This window comes from Flavobacterium aureirubrum (assembly GCF_038739835.1).
In the GTDB taxonomy this organism is placed as follows: domain Bacteria; phylum Bacteroidota; class Bacteroidia; order Flavobacteriales; family Flavobacteriaceae; genus Flavobacterium; species Flavobacterium aureirubrum.
Genome location: NZ_JBCGDO010000015.1, coordinates 77,546 through 97,461, shown reverse-complemented (window position 1 = coordinate 97,461; position 19,916 = coordinate 77,546). Strand labels below are relative to the sequence as shown.

Sequence of the window (19,916 nt, the reverse complement as noted above, 5' to 3'; positions counted from 1 at the left end):
TGCTACAGTAACGTTTACCATCAATGGTAGTGCCAATCAAACCATAGTATTAGATGCGTCAGGAACAGCGACAGTATCAGGAACCTACACAGCCAACACTACAGTAACCTTAGTAAGCATCACCACCGCAGGCACACCAAGTTGTACCCAAGCCCTAAACACAACGATAACCCTAACCGTAATCAATCCAACCGCTACAGCGAGTTTCAGTCCTGCCACGGTTTGTTCGAATACAAGTTCCACACTAACATTTACAGGCACACCCAATGCTACAGTAACGTTTACCATCAATGGTAGTGCCAATCAAACCATAGTATTAGATGCGTCAGGAACAGCGACAGTATCAGGAACCTACACAGCCAACACTACAGTAACCTTAGTAAGCATCACCACCACAAGCACACCAAGTTGTACCAATGCACTAACGCAAACGGTTACCTTAACGGTACGACCTGAACCAAATGCAGGAAATGATGCGAACTTACCAATCTGTTCAAATGAGAATCCAGTAGATATGTTTCCTTTGCTTGGAGCTAATGCTCAAACAGGTGGAGTTTGGAGAGATCCATCTAATGCGATAGTTACTAATATTTTGAACCCAGCAACAGCTGTTAACGGAGTTTACACCTACACGGTTTTAGGAATTGCACCCTGTGTTGATGATGAAGCTCAAATTACGGTTTCAATAACGTTGGGTCCAGAAGCCGGAGTTTCTGGCTCGTTTTCAATATGTGAAAATGTAGCACCTTATGATTTATTTCAACAATTAGGAGTTTCTGCCCAATCAGGAGGAGTTTGGACCAATCCATCAAATGTAGTAGTCTCAGGTATTTTCAATCCGGCAGTTGATCCAATCGGAAATTATACATACACCTTAACTGGAAATTTACCTTGTTCGAATGATCAGGCAGTTATTGCTGTTTCATTATCTCCTTCTCCAGATGCGGGAATAAGTACAACACCTCCAATAATTTGTTCTAATGATGCTCCCGTTGATTTATTCACATTGTTAGGAGGAACCCCACAAGTAGGTGGAGTATGGACAAACTCTGCCAATGTTATAGTATCAAATATATTTAATCCTGCAGTTGGTGTTTCAGATATCTTTACCTACACTGTTCTTGGCGGTTTTGGGTGTACTCCTGACTCTGCAACAGTAACTATTACAGTAGAACAATCGCCAAATGCAGGAATTGATGGAACTTTGTCTACCTGTGTTAATTCTACATCTCTAAATTTATTAAATGGATTGGACGGAACTCAAGATTTAGGAACATTTAGTGATGATAATGCTACAGGAGCTTTATCAGGAACATTTTTTAATCCTTCATTGGTTCTGCCAGGATCTTATAATTTCACCTATACAGCCAGTGGTGGAGTTTCACCTTGTGTTTCAGATACAGCTGTGGTAACAGTTATTGTAAATCCTTTACCAAATGCAGGTAATGCAGTTACTATTGCTCCAGTTTGTACATCAGTTGGAACCATAGATTTGAATACTTTATTGACAGGGCAAGATGCTGGTGGCACATGGTCAGCAATAACACCAGTAGATATTAGCAGCTTTGCTGCCGGAACTTATACCTATGCTTATTCGGTAACAAATTCATGTGGTCAGGATAATCAAGATGTATCATTTACAGTATTACCAAGTCCAGTAGTAGCTTCTTCAAATATTACTATTTCTCCAATTTGTATTGGTTTAGATGTAACAGTTAATTTATCAGGAATGGTAGATGGAACTTATACATTAAATTATGATTTAACTGGAAGTAACACACTTACGAATGAGAACGTAACAGTATCAATTTCTGGCGGAAATGGGAGCTTTACTATTCCAACAGCTAATGTTCCTAATACAGGCACAACCACGATTACTTTTAATACTATCCAAGATACTACGAACACTTGTCAAGTTACTTTAAATAATGTTAGCGGAGTAATTGTTATTAATCCGATAGTTCAAATCGACAATACCAATATTGCGGTAGCCACAGTTTGTATTGGAAGTGCAGCTACAGTTGTCATTTCTAATGCAACGAATCTTCCAGATGGAGTTTATCAATTTAATTATAGTATTCCAACAGGAACTCCAACTACTGGAAACTCTGGAGATGTGACAATTACGGGTGGAATTGGTCAGTTCACTATTCCTGCTTCTGTTTTTGCTGCAGTTGGGAATTATACGATTACTATTAGTAGCATAATTACCACCACAGGTTGTTCTAACATAATTGAAGATGCAAATACTAATTTTGAAGTAGTTGCACCCTTAACTGCTGGAACATTTACTGGAATAGTTTCTATTTGTCCATCAACGGGAGTTTTAGATTTGAATTCTTTACTAAGTGGAGAAGATGTCAATGGGGTTTGGACAGATAGCAGTTCTACGGTAGTTACTTCTCCAATAACTATTATCAGTTTCCCTGCTGGAACCTATAGTTATACTTACACAGTTACAAATTCTTGTGGAACTGATACTGAAGTTGTTCAGTTTGCAATTTTACCAAATCCCCAATTAACTTCGATTAATGTTTCAACATCCCCAACTTGTATAGGTTCGTCTGCAGTTATTAATTTAAACGGATTGGCAGATGGAGTTTACACTTTGAGCTACGATTTATTAGGAAGTAACACATTATCAGGACAATCTGTAACCGTTACTATCACTGCCGGAATTGGAAGTTTTACTGTGCCAAGCGCCTCGCTACTAAATGTTGGAACAACAGTTATTTCTTTTACAAATATTCTTAACACAGTAACCAATTGTTCCAATACATTAGTTAACGTCACGACACAAATTATTGTTAGACCACTTGCTGATATCGATAGTCTTAATTTGAATTCAATAGCAATTTGTTTTGGAGGTAATGTTATTGTAACTATATCTAATGCTATCAATCTTACTGATGGTGTTTATCAATTTAATTATTCTATTCCTGGAGCAACACCTACGACAGGAAATTCAGGAGATGTAACAATAACAAGTGGAGTCGGGCAGTTTACTATTCCAAGTTCAGTATTTACATCAGCAGGAAATTACACGTTGACAGTTATAGGAATTATTGCACCTTCTGGTTGTACAAACACTACTGAAAATGCTACTGTTGCTTTGACGATTGATGCAATTCCAAATGCAAGCACAGCCACAGTTTCAGCTCAGGATACTTGTCCTAATTCTGATACTAATGTAACCATAGCCGGAATTAGTAATTTGCCTGATGGAACTTATTCATTAACATACCTGTTATCAGGTGCAAATTCAGGAACGGCGACTATTTCGGTAACGTTTACAAATGGTGGAACAACATTTACTATTCCTGGAGTTAGCTTAGTAAATAATGGACAGACTACAGTTCAAATCATCGACTTAACTTCGACAAGTAATACTTGTGGATTAAATAGTGTAACTGCACTTCTTGGTAACTTCAATGTCGTATCAGACCCAGCACCTGTGTTAATTGATAGAGGTGAGCTTTTTTGTGGAACGACGATTCCTGCGCCAACTATTGCCGACTTATCTGCAAATATTGTGGGAACGCCAACAGTAATTTGGTACGATGCATTGACAGGAGGAACAGCATACAGTGCATCTGACTTATTGATAAATGGAACCACATATTATGCAGCAGTAATATCCGCTACTGGTTGCGAAAGCATTCGTCTCCCTGTTACTGTTGATTTAACGATTTGTGATATCATAATTCCTGATGGTTTTTCGCCAAACAACGATGGAATTAATGACACCTTCGAAATTCCAAATCTTGTCATTTTATATCCAAATTTCAAATTAGAAATCTATAACCGATATGGAAGTTTGATTTACACAGGAAATAGAAATACTCCAAATTGGGACGGAACAGCAACTGCGGGTGGTGTTACATTAGGTAATAATCTATTGCCTACAGGAGTTTATTTCTATATTCTCTATTTCAATGATGGAGCAAGAAAAGATGTTCAAGGCAGAGTATATTTAAACAGGTAAAATAGCAATGAGTACATTTATGAAACATAAAAAGTCAATATATTTTACAGCATTACTTCTGGTGTTCTGTGTCACTTTTTTGCGCGCACAACAAGATCCGCAATTTACTCATTATATGTATAATATGGGTGTGATAAACCCTGCTTATGCCACTGAAACGCCTGATGTTATTAACGTAGGAGGATTTTACAGAGCACAGTGGGTAGGTTTAGAAGGTGCGCCAACCACTCAATCTTTTTTTGCACGCAAAACCCTCTCTAAAAAAGTGGAAATGGGAATTTCATTTGTTCACGACGAAATTGGTGATGTAGTGAATCAAAACAATATTTTTGTTGATTTTGCCTACGTGTTACAACTTTCGGAAGAAACAAAATTATCATTCGGAATTAAAGGTGGTGTCACACTTTTTGATACCAATTTTAGTGGATTTCAATTTACAGATCCATTGCCGGATCCTACATTTCAAAATAATATAAGTCGAGTTTTTCCTAATGTAGGTGCTGGAGCTTATTTGTTTGGCTCTAATTATTATGTAGGTTTTTCTGCTCCAAATTTACTAACCACCAAACAGATAGAAAGCACAAACGGAATTACTACAACTGGAGTAGAAGCAATACATTATTTTTTAACCAGTGGCTATGTTTTTACAATCAACGGCAATGATAATTTAAAAGTCAAACCTGCCTTCATGGCAAAAGGAGTAGCTGGTGCGCCAATTTCTTTAGATTTAACAACCAATGTTTTAATCAATAATAAATTTGAAGCTGGTATTGGGTACAGAATTGACGACTCGGTTAGTGGTTTAGCTAGTGTATACGTTACGCCAGCACTACGAATAGGATATGCCTATGATTACACACTCACCAATCTTCGAAATTTTAATACTGGTTCGCACGAGTTGTTTATTCTATATGATTTCGACTTGTCTAAGCTTTCAAAGAAAGGATATGATAAGTCACCACGATTCTTTTAACATGGATATGATGAAAAAAAGTTTATACCTATTTTTTATTTTTTGCAGTATAACTACCCTTGTTGCCCAGAAAAAAGCTACGGTTAAACAAGCCAATAATTTATTTGCAAAAAAAGCCTATGTAAAAGCCGCGGTTGCCTATGAACAATTAGGTCAATCAAAAGAAGTGCTACAAAACTTGGGTGATTCTTATTACTACAATTTCCAGATGACTAATGCAGTGCGAGCTTACGGACAATTATTTTTCACCTATAAAGATAGTCTCAACAAAGAAGTTTTTTTCAGATATGCTAATGCCTTGAAAGGCACTAAAGATTTTGAAAAAGGCGATGCTATCATGTCAGAATATTTAGGATTTGAGCAAAACACGCCCAAGTTCATGAAGAACGTTACCCGAAATACACCAGACAGTTTCAAGCTCGAAATGATGTCAAAAAATAAAACTAATGGCGATTTCGGGATTTCCTTTTTTGGAGATAAAGTAACATTTGCATCAGTAAGAAATGCCGAAAGTAAAGCCTATGGATGGAACGAAAGACCCTATCTTGATTTATTTTCTGCAACCGTAAATGATAAAGGCCAATTAGAAAAAATAGAACCGTTTCCAGAGATTATTAATAGTAAAAATCACGAAAGCTCAGCTACTTTTAGTGCCGATGGAAAAACAATGTACTTCAATAGAACGGGCGATAAACAAGTTAAAATTGGTGAGGAAAGAATAGCAACCATCAAGATTTATAAAGCCGAGTACAAAGAGGGGCAATGGACAAACATCACGATGCTTCCTTTTTCAAGTGATGAATATTCTGTAGAGCATCCTTTCTTAACAAAAGATGGAAAACAACTTTTCTTTGCCAGTGATATGAAAGGAACTATTGGGTCGATGGATATTTTTGTGGTCGATATTTTAGAAGACGGAACCTTCAGTCAACCCCGTAATCTTGGCCCTACAATCAATACAATACATCGGGAACAATTCCCTTTCGTAACCCAAAATGGCACACTATATTTCGCTTCTGATGGACATCAAGGTAATGGAAACTTAGACATTTTCATGAGTTTAAAGTTAAGCGAAACCGAGTTTGACAAGCCGTTAAATTTAGGGTCAACTATCAACAGCGAAATGGATGATTTCAGCTTTATTCTCGATGAAGAAAAGGACAAAGGCTATTTCGCTTCCAACAGAACAGGCGATGATAACTTATACACTTTTATTAGAGAAGATAATAAGTTACAATATCTAGTAGAAGGTGAAGTAAGAGACAAAAAATCGCTCGAGCTTTTACCGGGTGCAACAGTAAAATTATATGACCAGGATGAAAACTTGCTCGAAGAAGTGGTAGTGGATAAAGATGGAAATTTCACCTTTAATACAGAGCCTAACAAGAAATATAAAATAATGGCTTTCAAAGATTTTTATATTCCTGCCGAAGCTATTTTCGATACCAGTCAAAGTGGTAAAGTATACCTCGATTTGCAGATGAAAGTAGAGTCCTACTATGATGCGGAAGACATAATCAATATGAAAGATGATGGAACTGTACTTATTGAACTTGAAAATATCTATTTCGATTTAGATAAATGGAATATAAAACCACAAGCGGCACAAGTGCTCGATGTATTAGTAGGGCTGTTAAAGAAATACCCTTATATGGAAATTTTAATTGGTTCACACACGGATACGCGTGCCTCTGAAATGTATAATTTAAGATTGTCTAATAAAAGAGCCGCTTCTGCACTCGAATATTTAGTAGATAACGGAATTCCAAGAAAACGATTAAAGTCTGTAGGTTATGGCGAGTCCAAACCCTTAATTATTTGTCCCAATAATGATTGTACAGAGGAAGAACACGCTACAAACCGAAGATGTACTTTTATGATTTTGAAATAGTTTTTTTTGATTGTTGTTAATTGTGATTTTGTTCAAATGCGTACAGTAGTTGGTACGCATTTGTTTTTTTAAACACTTCTCATTACGAATTAGTACTTTTGTCTAAAATTAAATCCCATGAAAAAGTTACTTCCTCTATTTTCTTTTTTTCTATCGTTATCATTAACGGCACAACAACGACCAAAGCTAGTCGTAGGAATTGTAGTAGACCAAATGAAAACCGAATACCTCTATCGTTTTCAAAGCGACTTTTCCGAAAACGGCTTCAAACGTTTAATGAACGAAGGATACACGTTTTATAACATGCATTACAATTTCTTACCTACCTATACCGCACCAGGACATGCCACTATTTATACAGGAACAACACCTTCCATGCACGGCATTGTAAGCAACGAATGGTTCAGCAGAAAAGAAGGAAAAGAAGTCTATTGCACCGATGATGCCGCAGTAAAAACCATCGGAAACGGCTCAAAAGACGAAGGCGAAATGTCACCACGAAATCTACAAACCACTACCATTACTGATGAGTTGCGCTTGTCAACCAATTTTAAAGGAAAAGTAATTGGCATCAGTATAAAAGACCGAGGTGCGATATTGCCTGCGGGGCATTTTGCCAATTGGGCATTTTGGTACAGTAAAACAGGCAATTTTATTTCAAGCACTTTCTATGGCGAAAAACTCCCTGATTGGGTCACTGATTTTAACAACCAAAAAACCTACATGAACTATATAAACAAAGGATGGAACTTGTTAAAACCCACAGCAACTTACGATGAAAGTCAACCAGATGACAATCCCTACGAAGGAAAACTATACAAAGTAGACAAACCTGTTTTTCCATATGATTTAAAAGCCATGTACGATAAAAACGATGCAGGTGTCTTAAGAGTAACGCCTTTCGGTAACGATTATCTAGCCGATTTTGCTAAACTAGCCATCGAAAAAGAAGCACTAGGCAAGGATAACATCACTGATTTTTTGGCAGTAAGTTTTTCCTCTACAGATTATGTCGGACACATTCTTGGACCACGTTCTATTGAATTGCAAGATACCTATCTGCGCTTGGACAATACCATTGCCGATTTTCTCAATTATTTAGATAAAAATGTAGGCAAAGGAAATTACTTGGTCTTTTTAACTGCCGATCATGCTGGTGCCGAAAACGCACAATACTTAAAAGATAATAAATATGAAGTAACCAATGTGGAACCAAAAGAAATCAGATCGAACCTAAAAAAATTCTCTATCGATACTTATGGCGAAGATTTAGTGCTTAACTACAGTAGCTTCAACTTATATTTTAATAAAGAAAAATTAAAAGCCAAAGGACTAAACTTAACCACGGTAAAACAAGCATTTAAAGATTTTCTGATGACACAAAACCATGTAAAAAAAGTGTACACCGAAGAAGAAATTTTGAGTAATCCTGGAAGTGATTACTATTTAAATTTCATTGCCAAAGGGTATGACGTTACTCAAAACGGCGATTTAGTTATTCTCGACAAACCTGGTTTTATACAATATGGTCCAACCGGAACTTCCCACGGAACAACTTATAGTTATGATACTCATGTACCACTTATTTTTTATGGTTGGAATATTAAAAAAGGAGAATCACACGATAAAAAAGAGATTACCCAAATCGCACCAACACTATCACAATTATTAAAAATAACACAGCCCAACGCTACAGAAAGTAAAGTGCTTTTAGAAGTTTTCGATAAATAAGGTAAGCTATATTTTCAATTATTTTGACAAAAAAAATAGAGCCCAAGTTTTATTGTATTTTATCTTGCAACGCTTTTATTTCATCCCGATATTTTGCCGCTTGCATAAAGTCTAACTCTTTGGCAGCTTTTTCCATGGCTTTTCGCGCTTCACGGATTTTCTTTTCTATTTCGGGTTTAGATAAATACAAACTTTCGGGTTCAGCGGCTTTTGCTACTTTATCTTCATAGTATTGTGTAGAAACAGAATTATTGCTCAAAGCATTGCCCAAACTTTTATTTAGTGCTTTCGGTTCCAATCCGTGTAGCGTATTATAGGCCATTTGTTTTTCCCGACGATAATTAGTTTCATCTATCGTTTTTTGCATACTATTAGTCATTTTATCAGCATATAAAATGGCTTTTCCATTTACGTTTCTTGCAGCACGACCAACTGTTTGAGTTAATGAACGATGGCTTCTCAAAAATCCTTCTTTATCAGCATCTAAAATTGCAACGAGCGATACTTCGGGTAAATCCAATCCTTCGCGTAAAAGGTTGACACCAATTAATACATCAAACAGTCCTTTGCGCAAATCTTGCATGATTTCAACCCGTTCTAAAGTGTCCACATCACTGTGAATGTAGCGACATCGAATAGCTACTTTGGTTAAATACTTCTGCAATTCTTCTGCCATTCTTTTGGTTAAAGTAGTTACTAAAACGCGTTCATCGGCTTCACAACGCACCTGAATTTCTTCTATCAAATCATCTATTTGGTTCAAACTTGGACGCACTTCGATAATGGGATCTAATAATCCTGTGGGTCGAATCACTTGTTCCACATAAATACCTTCGCTTTTTTGTAATTCATAATCGGCAGGCGTTGCCGATACATAAATGACCTGATTTTGCATGCTTTCAAATTCCTCAAATTTCAGCGGACGATTGTCCATTGCAGCAGGTAATCTAAAACCATATTCTACTAAATTTTCTTTTCTACTTCTATCACCGCCATACATGGCATGAACTTGAGAAATCGTTACGTGACTTTCGTCGACTACCATTAAAAAATCATCGGGAAAATAATCGAGCAAACAGAAAGGTCTTGTGCCAGGTAAACGCCTATCTAAATAGCGAGAATAATTTTCAATCCCAGAGCAATAGCCCAATTCCTTTATCATTTCCAGGTCAAAATTGGTGCGCTCTTCTAGTCGTTTGGCTTCAAGATGTTTGCCAATTTCTTTGAAATAATCTACTTGTTTCACCAAGTCTTGTTGAATGTCCCAAATGGCGGCTTGTAACACATCGGGCGAAGTCACAAACATGTTAGCGGGATAGATATTGAGTTTTTCGTAACGCTCAAAAACTTTGGCAGTCTTAGGGTCAAAAGCTTCAATTTCCTCAATTTCATCGCCAAAAAAATGAATGCGAAACGGTTCATCGGCATAACTAGGAAATATCTCTACTGTGTCGCCTTTTATTCGGAAAGTTCCTGGAGTAAATTCAGCTTCGGTTCTAGAGTATAAACTTTGTACTAAGCGATGCAATAACTTTGTTCTAGAAATAATTTGACTTTTTGCAATAGAAATCACATTTTTTTGAAATTCCACCGGATTTCCAATACCATATAAACATGAAACCGACGCAACAACTAAGACATCTCTTCGGCCAGAAAGTAGGGCAGAAGTAGTGCTCAGCCTTAGCTTTTCTAACTCGTCATTGATGGATAAATCTTTTTCAATATAGGTTCCAGTAACAGGAATGTAGGCTTCAGGTTGATAATAATCATAATAGGAAACAAAATACTGCACCGAATTATTTGGAAAAAACTGCTTAAATTCAGAATATAATTGCGCTGCTAAGGTTTTATTGTGTGCCAAAACCAAAGTAGGTTTTTCGACTTTTTCAATCACATTGGCTACTGTAAACGTTTTCCCCGAACCAGTAACACCAAGTAGTGTTTGGTATTTATCGCCATCAACGATGCCTTTGGCCAATTTTTCAATAGCTTGTGGTTGGTCGCCAGTGGGTTTATATTCTGATATGACTTGGAATTTCATTTGTGCTTATGAAAATGAGGAATGCAAATTTACAAACTTAATCCCAACATTCCATTAATAATAAATCGCCAGTCTCGTGCGAAATTTTGACCAATCCGTCTTCAATGACATGATTGCTACTTCCAGTTCGATAACCTATAATGAGATCTTCATTATGTAAAGAGTAAAACAGATTTTGAGTTGTAATTCCGGTAACTTTTCCTATCGGAATTAAGGACAGAATGGTATTGGCGGTGTACCATTTTTCAAATTGATTCTGCAGTAAAAACACTTTGGAATGATCATCAAGAAGTACTACTTTCAGTAAATTTCGGTAGGCCACAATATTGGTTAAATTGGTGATGGTGTGATCGGCGCGTTTTCCTGTGGCCCAAATTACGTTTGCCGCGCGGTGTCCTTTTTCGATTAAATAATCAAAGGCTTTTTCCAAATCTGTTTTGTCCTGATTAGGCGTATGAACAATTTCTAGCGGATATTGTTGTTCTTTATAATAGTTAGCGTCAAAACCGCGGTCAAAATCACCTAATAAAACATCTACTTTAATCCCTAATTCTAAAACGCGTTCCATAGCTGAGTCCAAAACAATAACTAGAGGAGACCATTCTAATAATTGTCCCAATAATTCAGCAGAACAAGCGTCGCCATTGGCAATGATTAATGCAGGTTCTTGATCGTCGCGAACAATATGGTGTGAAGACATATAGAATTACGAGTTTAGAAGTTTGACATACGAAGATAGAAATATGAATTTAGATGAGCGATATAAAGGATATAAAATCTAATTTCAATAATTTCTTCCCAACTTCCCACTCTTATAAAACCGTATAAGTCAAAGTGTCAATTTCACAAAGCCTGAAAAACCCTAAACAATAATTGGACTCGTTAGTTTGATTAACTATATTTCCTCTGACAGTAGCTGGTGGTGTTTGAAAAGGACTTCCACCATTTGTTCCCGTAATGCCAAGAAGTATATTCATATAGTTATAGTATTGAGTAGAAATGCCATACAGTGTAAACTCAAGCGTATCGCCGGTCTTTAAATCTTCATTAGTATATAATCCAAACATTTCGTTACCTTGTGTAAAACGGTCATCAAAAACTTCAAATTCTGGAAATGCGTTTACTGGCGTTATAAATTTGGTCATGTAGGAATTGATTTCCGCAGCATTATCTTGAAAAAAGATTTTTATTTCAATTTCATCCGCACTAAAGCCAGCATCATTTCTTTGTGTTACCGTAGTAATTTCAGGAACGGATATCATTTTTTCTATAGCTGTGTAGGTTTGTCCTGCATACGTAACCGTTAACACATAATTTTCGTTAATAACCGGAACAAAATTATTACAGATGTATTGCCCCGAGTTTGGCACTTCTTCAATAAAGTTAAACACTGTGTTAGCACTGTTTGTAACAATTACAGTTGCACCCGAAACACTTGGGATAACATTGCTATAAAATCCAGTAGTAGTTGACAACCTAATTGTTTGCTGGCTACCATCTGTGCCTTTTTCCCAATTTAATGAAGCATCTATAACCAGTCTTGGTGCCGCTGTATCTAGATCTACAGTAACTACTTCTTCACAACTAGTAAAAGTTAAAATGGAAAGAAATGACACTAAAAAGAATATTTTTTTACCCACAACAGAAAAATTGGTTTTTAGGTGTTTTTTATATGAACTTAACAAAAAAACTATAGTACTACTATTTGATTTCATGATTTAAAATTTAAAATTGTAAGTAACACTAGGCACAACACCAAAAATAGATAATCGCACTGCTTCATTTGTGGCGGTATCGGTGTTTTGTCTAAAAGTAATAGAAGCCGCATTTTCTCTGCCATAAACGTTGTAGATACTAAAAACCCATTCGCCTTGCCATCCTTTTTTCTTATCAGGTTTTGGCGTATAGGTTGCTGAAATATCTAAATGATGATAGGTAGGAAGATTATCTTCATTTCTCGCGCCGTAACTAGGTATAAGAATACCTTGATATTCGTATTTTCCATTCGGAAAAGTTACGGGTTGACCTGTTTGTAAAGTAAAAATAGAACCAAATTTCCACTTTTGATTTAATTCATAGGTCGAAACAACGGCTAAGTTATGGGTTTTGTCAAAACCAGTTTTATACCAGTTTCCATTATTAATACCAGTTTCTTCAGCAGTTCTTCCAGGTGTTTGCTGTTCTGCTCTTGATAAAGTATAGGAAACCCAACCGGTAAGTTTGCCTTCGTTTTTTCTAAATAAAACTTCTAAACCATAGGCTCGCGCATTTCCGTTTAAAATTACCTGTTCAATAGCATTGTTGGCAATCAAATCAGCACCGTCAATATAGTCTACGCGGTTATATATTTTTTTATAAAAAGCTTCTACTTCTAATGAATATTTGTCATCATTTAAATTTTGAAAATAACCAATGGCAACTTGGTCGAGTGTTTGAGGTTTTAAGAAATTACCGCTTGGCGCCCAAACATCAAGTGGTGTTGGCGATTGTGTGTTTGAAATCAAATGTAAATACTGTGCCATTCTATTATAACTCGCTTTTACCGATTGATTGTCGTTGAACGAATAGGACATCGCAAATCGGGGTTCAAAATTGTCAAAACTGGCAATAACTTCATTTCGTCCATAAAAACGAGTACCAATAGGCGTTGCTTTTTCGTAAATTTTGAAATCGTTATTCCATATTACGGCTTGATTATTTTCGTATACGTTCAATGTTTGTTGTCCTAAACGGTAAAACATGCTATATCGTAAACCATAATTAACAGAAAAGTTAGAAGTTATCTTTTGCTCAACATCAAAGTAGAGTGCAGGTTCGAATGCATATTTTTTATCTAATTGGAGTTCAATTATACTTGAATTATCATCAATTGGTTCGATTTTACCAGGATTAAAATCATAATAATTAGCATTTACACCATAACTTAGCTTTGTTTTATCCGTTAAGTAATGTTTAAAATCGTATTTAAAATTGTAGTTTCGAATGCCACTATCCCAGTTGAAACCAACAAAATCTAAAGTTAATCCGTAGTAATAATCACTATATATCATTGATAGATTAGAGAATAATTTTTCTGAAAATAAATGGTTCCATCGAACATTTACTACGGTATTTCCATAAGTGTTCACAAAACTGTCGTTAATATTAAAAACATCTCTTCCAAAATATCCCGAAACGAAAAGATTGTTTTTTGAGTTGAGCTCGTAACTCAGCTTAGTATTTAAGTCATAAAAATAGGCTGAGTTTGGGTTGTCGACTAGTTTTAAAAACAAATGAGCATACGAACCTCTTCCCGCAACAAGAAACGAACCTTTTCCCTTGTTAATTGGACCTTCGGCTAAAAGTCGGCTTGAAATTAATCCAATACCACCGTTCATATGAAATCCTTTTTTATTACCTTCTTTCTGATAAATATCTAATACTGACGAAAGCCTTCCACCAAATCGTGCTGGAATTCCGCCTTTATAGAGTTTTAAATCCTTGATGGCATCGGCATTAAAAACAGAAAACAAACCAAAAAGGTGCGACGAATTATAAATCGTAGCTTCATCAAGTAAAATTAAATTTTGATCAGCACTTCCGCCACGCACATTAAAACCAGATTGTCCTTCACCAGCGTTGGTAACGCCTGGTAATGTCAAAATAGTTTTAATAATATCTACTTCACCTAGAACAACTGGCAACTCTTTTACCGTTTGCATCGAAAGTTTATTTACGCTCATTTCGGGCTTTCTGATATCCGCACGCTTTTTATTATCCGATATGACAACTTCTTCTAGCTGTTGCGAATTTTCAGTAAGAAAGAAGTTTTTTTTGATAGAATTATCTAGCGTGATATTTTCAACTAAATTTTCATAACCTAAATAAGATACTTGTAGCGTGTAGTTTCCTTTTGGTATAGTTATTGAATAAAATCCATATTCGTTAGTAATAGCAACTGCTTTTATTTCTGGAATAAAAAGAGTAACACCAATTAGTGTTTCATTATTTTTGCTATCTGAAATGGTTCCGCTTAAGGTAACTTTCTCTTGCGAAAAAGATAAATGGCAATAAATGATAAATAGAAGTAAGGTGATATTTTTAGGCATTTACGAACTGATTTTGAAATATTTAAACATATGTCGGCAAATATCGTATTAACCAACGTGATAAATTGTTAAGCTTTGGTTAATAATAAATATTTTATTCAATGATTATCGATATTTTTACAACGATTTAGAACTAAAAAATGAAATTCTCAGTCTCTTTTATTGTTTTTTTACTTTGTTTTTTTAAGGGTTTTTCTCAATTTGAATTACCCAAAAAGACGCTTAAGATTGCGCCTGTTTCGAACAGTTCAGGACAAGTTGCTCCTACATCTTCTAAAGAGATCAAATATCCCAGTATTTTCGATAAGAAAGATAAATTGTTGGGTGGTGTTTCGCTGATACGCAAAGCTCCCGAAAATGAGCCAAGTATTATGGAAAAAGAAAAGTTTGAAAATCCATCAAAAATTTATACTGATAGAATGAACAAAGGCGATGGGCAAATTCTTGAGAAGTTTAAAAGTGATAGTTTCCTTGGTGAATTTAAAACAGGAACAAAAATTATCAGTATCGCGTGTCGCGACCACGAAGCACCCGATGGAGATGTTGTGAGAATATGGCTTAATGACAAAGTAGCTGTTAATGCTATTTTATTAGATGTGGATTATAAAGAAATATACCTTGACTTAAACGAAGGTTTTAATAAAATTGAAATCGAAGCCTTGAACCAAGGAGAGTCTGGTCCCAATACCGCTCAATTCGTCATTTACGATGAGAAGAAAGGAATGATAACCACCAATAAATGGAATTTAACCACAGGCGTAAAAGCAAAGATGATTGTTCTGAAAACGGATGGAGAATTACAAAAGCAATAAAAAAAGCGTCTCGAATTTCGGGACGCTTTTTTTAAGTAATTTGAATAATATCCTATCCTAATTTGGCTTCCAAATTTTTTTTAATGGCTGCTAAAAATCCTTCTGTTGTGAGATAGTCAGCATTTGTTAATCCTTCAGGTTTTACCAGCATCGCTAAGTCTTTAGTCATTTTTCCACTTTCTACTGTTTCAATACAAACTTGCTCTAAAGCTAGACAAAAATCAATCAATGCTTGATTTCCGTCTAATTTACCTCTGTGCTCCAAACCTCTTGTCCAAGCGAAAATTGACGCAATAGGATTGGTAGAAGTAGCTTTTCCTTTTTGATGTTCTCTGTAATGACGGGTTACTGTTCCGTGAGCAGCTTCGGCTTCAACTGTTTTTCCATCGGGAGTTACTAATACAGAAGTCATTAATCCTAACGAACCAAATCCTTGTGCTACCGTATCTGACTGCACATCGCCATCATAATTTTTACAAGCCCACACAAATCCGCCATTCCATTTCATGCACGAAGCAACCATATCATCGATTAAGCGGTGTTCGTAAATCATTCCGTTTGTTTCAAAATCTGCTTTGTAAGTAGTTTGATACACCTCTTCAAAAATATCTTTGAATCGCCCGTCGTATGCTTTTAAAATGGTGTTTTTAGTAGAAAGATACAACGGCCATTTTTTGGTTAATGCCATTTGAAAAGAAGAATGAGCAAAACCATAGATACTTTCGTCGGTATTATACATTGCCATAGCTACGCCGTCGCCTTCAAAGTCATAAACATCCCAAGTTTTAGTTTCACCAGCTTCGTTAGTAAAACTCATCGTAAGTTTCCCTTTTCCTTTAATAACAGTATCTGTTGCTTTATATTGGTCACCAAAAGCGTGACGTCCAATAACGATAGGTTTAGTCCATCCTTGTACATATCTTGGTACATTACTCATAATTATGGGTTCACGAAAAACAGTTCCTCCAACGATATTACGGATTGTACCGTTTGGTGATTTCCACATTTTGGAAAGATTAAACTCTTTTACTCGTTCTTCATCGGGTGTGATGGTGGCACACTTGATACCAACATTGTATTTTTTTATAGCTTCAGCGGAGTCTACTGTCACTTGATCTTTAGTAGCTTCTCTGTTTTCTATCCCTAAATCATAATATTTGATATCTAAATCAAGGTAAGGGAGAATTAATTGCTCTTTGATAAAGCTCCAGATAATTCGTGTCATTTCATCGCCATCCAACTCTACTACTGGATTAGCCACTTTTATTTTTGCCATGTTGTTTGTTAATTAATTATTTAGCGGATGCAAATATAAAAAATAGGATAGCAATTTCTTTTAATACTGCAGCTAAATCGATTGATTTATGAAATTGTCATTTAAAGGTTTTTTAAATAGGAATATCATAATTTATAACGTGAATTTTTATCATAAAAAAAGTCCTCTCGTTTTATTTTTAACAAGAGGACCATTTTTATGATTAGAAAGTAATGAATTATCTTCTTCTTTCTTTAATTTTAGCTTTTTTACCAGTAAGTTCTCTAAAGTAGTAGATACGAGCTCTTCTAACTTTACCTCTTTGATTCACTTCCACTTTCTGTAACGCGGGCATGTTTACTGGGAAGATACGCTCTACACCAACTGCACCAGACATTTTACGAATAGTAAAAGTTTCAGTAATTCCTGAACCTTTTCTTTGAATAACAACTCCTTTAAAAAACTGAGTTCTTGTTTTTTCACCCTCTTTAATTTCGTAAAACACTGTGATGGTATCACCAGCTCCGAATGAAGGGAAATCTTTTTTTGTTGACAATTCGTTATTAACGAAATCTACTAAATTTGCCATTTTTATAAACATTATGGTTAAAATCTGAGCAACGTTCACGGTTTTCGCCAGAGGTTGGTCAAATGTGGGTGCAAACTTAAATAAAAAAGTTTAGAAAAAGTTTAAAAGTTTAGAAAAAGTTTAAAGTTGTGGGTTGCTTAAACAATTTTAAACCTCATTAAACTATTCGTTTAACAAATCAGGTCTTCTATTTTTTGTGTGTTCATACGCCATATCTTCGCGCCATTTTTCAATTTTAGCAAAATGACCGCTGGTTAAAACTTCTGGAACTTTCCAACCTTTATAATCTGCAGGTCTTGTATAAATTGGTCCAGAAAGTAATCCGTCTTGAAAACTATCCGTCAACGCCGAAGTTTCATCTGATAAAACACCTGGAATTAATCGAATGATCGCATCACAGAAAACAATCGCACCAATTTCTCCGCCAGAAAGGACATAATCGCCAATGGATATTTCTTTAGTAATCAAATGATCTCTCACGCGTTGGTCAACTCCTTTATAATGTCCACAAAGAATTATGATGTTTTCATACATCGAAGCTGTGTTTGCCATTTTCTGGTTTAAAGTTTCACCATCAGGTGACATGTAAATTACTTCGTCGTAGTTTCTTTGAGATTTTAAATGAGCAATACAATCATCAATTGGTTGAATATTCATTACCATTCCAGCTCCACCACCAAACGGATAATCGTCAACCGATTTTTGTTTGTTGGTTGTATAGTCTCTTAAATTATGAAAATGAACTTCTACTAATCCTTTTTCGATAGCGCGTTTCATGATTGAACCTTCAAAAGGACTTCGCAATAAATCGGGTAATATGGTGATAATGTCTATTCGCATGTGGCAAAGATATGAAGTTTACCACTTTTCTAATTTTACATTCTATATTTTAGTAGTAAATTTGCACCAAAATTTAAAATGTTACAAAAATGGAAAACGGAATATACGCAAAATTCAACACCTCGAAAGGTTCAATTTTAGTAAAACTAACTCACGATTTAACACCAGGAACAGTTGGTAACTTCGTTGGTTTAGCAGAAGGTCAATTAGAGAATGCAGCAAAGCCAATGGGTAAACCTTATTATGATGGATTAAAATTTCACCGAGTAATTCCTGATTTTATGATTCAAGGTGGTTGTCCTCAAGGGATTGGAACTGGCGGACCAGGTTATAGCTTTGATGATGAATTTCATCCTTCGTTAAAACACGATAGACCAGGAGTTTTATCAATGGCAAATTCTGGACCAGCAAGTAATGGTTCACAGTTTTTTATTACACATGTTCCAACCAATTGGTTAGACAACAAACATACTGTTTTTGGTCATGTTGTGGAAGGACAAGAAGCTGTTGATGCTGTAGCTCAAGGTGATGTTCTAGAAACTGTTGAAATTGTCAGAGTTGGTGAAGAAGCACAAAAATGGAATGCTATCGAAGCATTTAGAACTTTTGAAGGTTCACGATTAAAAAGAATTGAAGAAGCAAAAAAGCAAGCCGAAGCTGCCATGGAAAAATTAGCAGCAGGTTTTGAAAAAACAGAAAGCGGTTTGCGTTATAAATTAATCCAAAATGGTAACGGAAAACAAGCTGAAAAAGGAAAAACAGTTTCAGTGCATTACACCGGTCAATTAGAAAATGGTAAAACTTTCGATTCATCGTATCCTAGAAAAAAACCAATCGAATTTCCATTAGGAAAAGGTCATGTTATTGAAGGTTGGGATGAAGGCATTGCTCTTTTAAAAGTAGGCGATAAAGCTCGTTTTGTTATTCCATCTTATTTAGGATATGGTTCTTCTGGTGCTGGAGGCGTAATTCCACCAGACGCTACTTTGGTTTTTGATGTGGAATTAATGGACGTTAAATAAGCAAACATAAATTCCCTTGTTTTATAATCCCATCACGTTAAATTTGACGAGATGGGATTTTTTCATTGAAAAACACAACACAAATTTTTGTTAAACATAATTTTGTTGTCAAGTATTCGAGTAAATTTGTTTAACATTTATAAAAAATTATTAAACAAAAAAAATTATGAAATCAATTAAAGTAGTAGCAGTTGCATTATTGGCAACATTAGGAAGTTTTAGCATACAAGCTCAAGCTTCTAAAACAGTAGTAGAAAATGCTGTAGGTTCGAAAGATCACACAACACTTGTAGCAGCCGTAAAAGCAGCTGAATTGGTCGACGTATTGTCTAGCAAAGGACCATTCACAGTTTTTGCTCCAACGAATGATGCATTCGCAAAATTGCCAAAAGGAACAGTAGAGTTTTTACTAAAACCAGAGAACAAAGCGGCTTTACAAGGTATTTTAACTTACCACGTAGTGGCAGGAAATTTAGACAGTAAAGCAGTGGTTGAAGCAATTACCAAAGGAAAAGGAAGCGTAACTCTAACTACCGTTCAAGGAGGAAAATTAGTAGCATCACTTTCTGGAAAAAATGTTATCTTAACAGATGAAAAAGGAAATAAATCTACCATTACCGCTGTAGATATTACCTCTTCAAATGGTGTAATTCATGTTATTGATACTGTAGTGATGCCAAAATCATAGT

14 protein-coding genes are annotated in these 19,916 nt (G+C 35.6%); 7 read left to right on the top strand and 7 right to left on the bottom strand.

Annotation, left to right across the window (positions count from 1 at the left end; genetic code table 11):
* From WFZ85_RS11530 to pafA, 4 genes are all read left to right on the top strand, one after another.
* Positions 1 to 3,985: T9SS type B sorting domain-containing protein (locus WFZ85_RS11530; RefSeq protein ID WP_342696443.1), on the top strand; the 3,985-nt coding region annotated here is incomplete at its 5' end.
* Between the two features lie 19 nt (positions 3,986 to 4,004).
* Positions 4,005 to 4,958 (top strand): PorP/SprF family type IX secretion system membrane protein, encoded by a 954-nt coding sequence (locus WFZ85_RS11525; protein WP_342696442.1) that lies wholly within the window; start codon positions 4,005 to 4,007, stop codon positions 4,956 to 4,958.
* Entirely contained in the window at positions 4,933 to 6,849 is a 1,917-nt protein-coding gene (locus WFZ85_RS11520) for an OmpA family protein (RefSeq protein WP_342696441.1), read from the top strand. The genes WFZ85_RS11525 and WFZ85_RS11520 overlap by 26 nt, the downstream gene beginning before the upstream one ends.
* 117 nt (positions 6,850 to 6,966) lie before the next feature.
* Positions 6,967 to 8,580, top strand: a complete 1,614-nt coding sequence (gene pafA / locus WFZ85_RS11515) for an alkaline phosphatase PafA (protein ID WP_342696440.1) — start codon at positions 6,967 to 6,969, stop codon at positions 8,578 to 8,580.
* Positions 8,581 to 8,629: 49 nt separating this feature from the next.
* Here the strand turns inward: pafA and uvrB are convergent, their stop codons facing one another.
* The 4 genes from uvrB to WFZ85_RS11495 form a co-directional block, all read right to left on the bottom strand.
* Positions 8,630 to 10,621 carry an excinuclease ABC subunit UvrB gene (gene uvrB / locus WFZ85_RS11510; protein ID WP_342696439.1) on the bottom strand — a complete coding sequence of 664 codons (1,992 nt, stop codon included), beginning with the start codon at positions 10,619 to 10,621 and terminating at the stop codon, positions 8,630 to 8,632.
* Between the two features lie 37 nt (positions 10,622 to 10,658).
* Positions 10,659 to 11,321 carry a thiamine diphosphokinase gene (locus WFZ85_RS11505; RefSeq protein ID WP_342696438.1) on the bottom strand — a complete coding sequence of 221 codons (663 nt, stop codon included), beginning with the start codon at positions 11,319 to 11,321 and terminating at the stop codon, positions 10,659 to 10,661.
* A 112-nt stretch (positions 11,322 to 11,433) separates the two neighbouring features.
* Positions 11,434 to 12,336, bottom strand: a complete 903-nt coding sequence (locus WFZ85_RS11500) for a DUF4249 family protein (protein WP_342696437.1) — start codon at positions 12,334 to 12,336, stop codon at positions 11,434 to 11,436.
* Positions 12,337 to 12,339: 3 nt separating this feature from the next.
* A complete protein-coding gene (locus tag WFZ85_RS11495; protein WP_342696436.1) occupies positions 12,340 to 14,709 on the bottom strand; it encodes a TonB-dependent receptor in 2,370 nt (789 codons plus the stop codon).
* A 140-nt stretch (positions 14,710 to 14,849) separates the two neighbouring features.
* Here WFZ85_RS11495 and WFZ85_RS11490 point away from each other — a divergent pair, with 140 nt between their 5' ends.
* Entirely contained in the window at positions 14,850 to 15,521 is a 672-nt protein-coding gene (locus WFZ85_RS11490) for a hypothetical protein (RefSeq protein ID WP_342696435.1), read from the top strand.
* A 52-nt stretch (positions 15,522 to 15,573) separates the two neighbouring features.
* Here the strand turns inward: WFZ85_RS11490 and WFZ85_RS11485 are convergent, their stop codons facing one another.
* The 3 genes from WFZ85_RS11485 to trmD all read right to left on the bottom strand — a co-directional run bounded on the left by WFZ85_RS11485 (position 15,574) and on the right by trmD (position 18,205).
* Entirely contained in the window at positions 15,574 to 16,797 is a 1,224-nt protein-coding gene (locus WFZ85_RS11485; RefSeq protein ID WP_342696434.1) for an NADP-dependent isocitrate dehydrogenase, read from the bottom strand.
* 217 nt (positions 16,798 to 17,014) lie between these two features.
* Positions 17,015 to 17,365, bottom strand: a complete 351-nt coding sequence (gene rplS, locus WFZ85_RS11480; RefSeq protein WP_342696433.1) for a 50S ribosomal protein L19 — start codon at positions 17,363 to 17,365, stop codon at positions 17,015 to 17,017.
* Between the two features lie 162 nt (positions 17,366 to 17,527).
* Positions 17,528 to 18,205 (bottom strand): tRNA (guanosine(37)-N1)-methyltransferase TrmD, encoded by a 678-nt coding sequence (gene trmD / locus WFZ85_RS11475; protein ID WP_342696432.1) that lies wholly within the window; start codon positions 18,203 to 18,205, stop codon positions 17,528 to 17,530.
* Positions 18,206 to 18,294: 89 nt separating this feature from the next.
* On the opposite strand from trmD, the gene WFZ85_RS11470 reads away from it, so the two are divergent.
* Together WFZ85_RS11470 and WFZ85_RS11465 are read left to right on the top strand one after the other, a co-directional pair.
* Entirely contained in the window at positions 18,295 to 19,227 is a 933-nt protein-coding gene (locus tag WFZ85_RS11470) for a peptidylprolyl isomerase (RefSeq protein WP_342696431.1), read from the top strand.
* A gap of 166 nt (positions 19,228 to 19,393) precedes the next feature.
* Entirely contained in the window at positions 19,394 to 19,915 is a 522-nt protein-coding gene (locus WFZ85_RS11465) for a fasciclin domain-containing protein (protein WP_342696430.1), read from the top strand.
* Position 19,916 lies beyond the last annotated feature (1 nt).

Bases quoted from the DNA above. Each gene is read 5' to 3' on its own strand.
- pafA (WP_342696440.1), top strand. From the start codon at position 6,967: ATGAAAAAGTTACTTCCTCTATTTTCTTTTTTTCTATCGTTATCATTA.
- WFZ85_RS11465 (WP_342696430.1), top strand. From the start codon at position 19,394: ATGAAATCAATTAAAGTAGTAGCAGTTGCATTATTGGCAACATTAGGA.
- WFZ85_RS11485 (WP_342696434.1), bottom strand. From the start codon at position 16,797: ATGGCAAAAATAAAAGTGGCTAATCCAGTAGTAGAGTTGGATGGCGAT.
- WFZ85_RS11495 (WP_342696436.1), bottom strand. From the start codon at position 14,709: ATGCCTAAAAATATCACCTTACTTCTATTTATCATTTATTGCCATTTA.
- trmD (WP_342696432.1), bottom strand. From the start codon at position 18,205: ATGCGAATAGACATTATCACCATATTACCCGATTTATTGCGAAGTCCT.
- WFZ85_RS11500 (WP_342696437.1), bottom strand. From the start codon at position 12,336: ATGAAATCAAATAGTAGTACTATAGTTTTTTTGTTAAGTTCATATAAA.
- WFZ85_RS11470 (WP_342696431.1), top strand. From the start codon at position 18,295: ATGGAAAACGGAATATACGCAAAATTCAACACCTCGAAAGGTTCAATT.
- uvrB (WP_342696439.1), bottom strand. From the start codon at position 10,621: ATGAAATTCCAAGTCATATCAGAATATAAACCCACTGGCGACCAACCA.
- WFZ85_RS11525 (WP_342696442.1), top strand. From the start codon at position 4,005: ATGAAACATAAAAAGTCAATATATTTTACAGCATTACTTCTGGTGTTC.
- WFZ85_RS11490 (WP_342696435.1), top strand. From the start codon at position 14,850: ATGAAATTCTCAGTCTCTTTTATTGTTTTTTTACTTTGTTTTTTTAAG.
- rplS (WP_342696433.1), bottom strand. From the start codon at position 17,365: ATGGCAAATTTAGTAGATTTCGTTAATAACGAATTGTCAACAAAAAAA.
- WFZ85_RS11505 (WP_342696438.1), bottom strand. From the start codon at position 11,321: ATGTCTTCACACCATATTGTTCGCGACGATCAAGAACCTGCATTAATC.
- WFZ85_RS11520 (WP_342696441.1), top strand. From the start codon at position 4,933: ATGATAAGTCACCACGATTCTTTTAACATGGATATGATGAAAAAAAGT.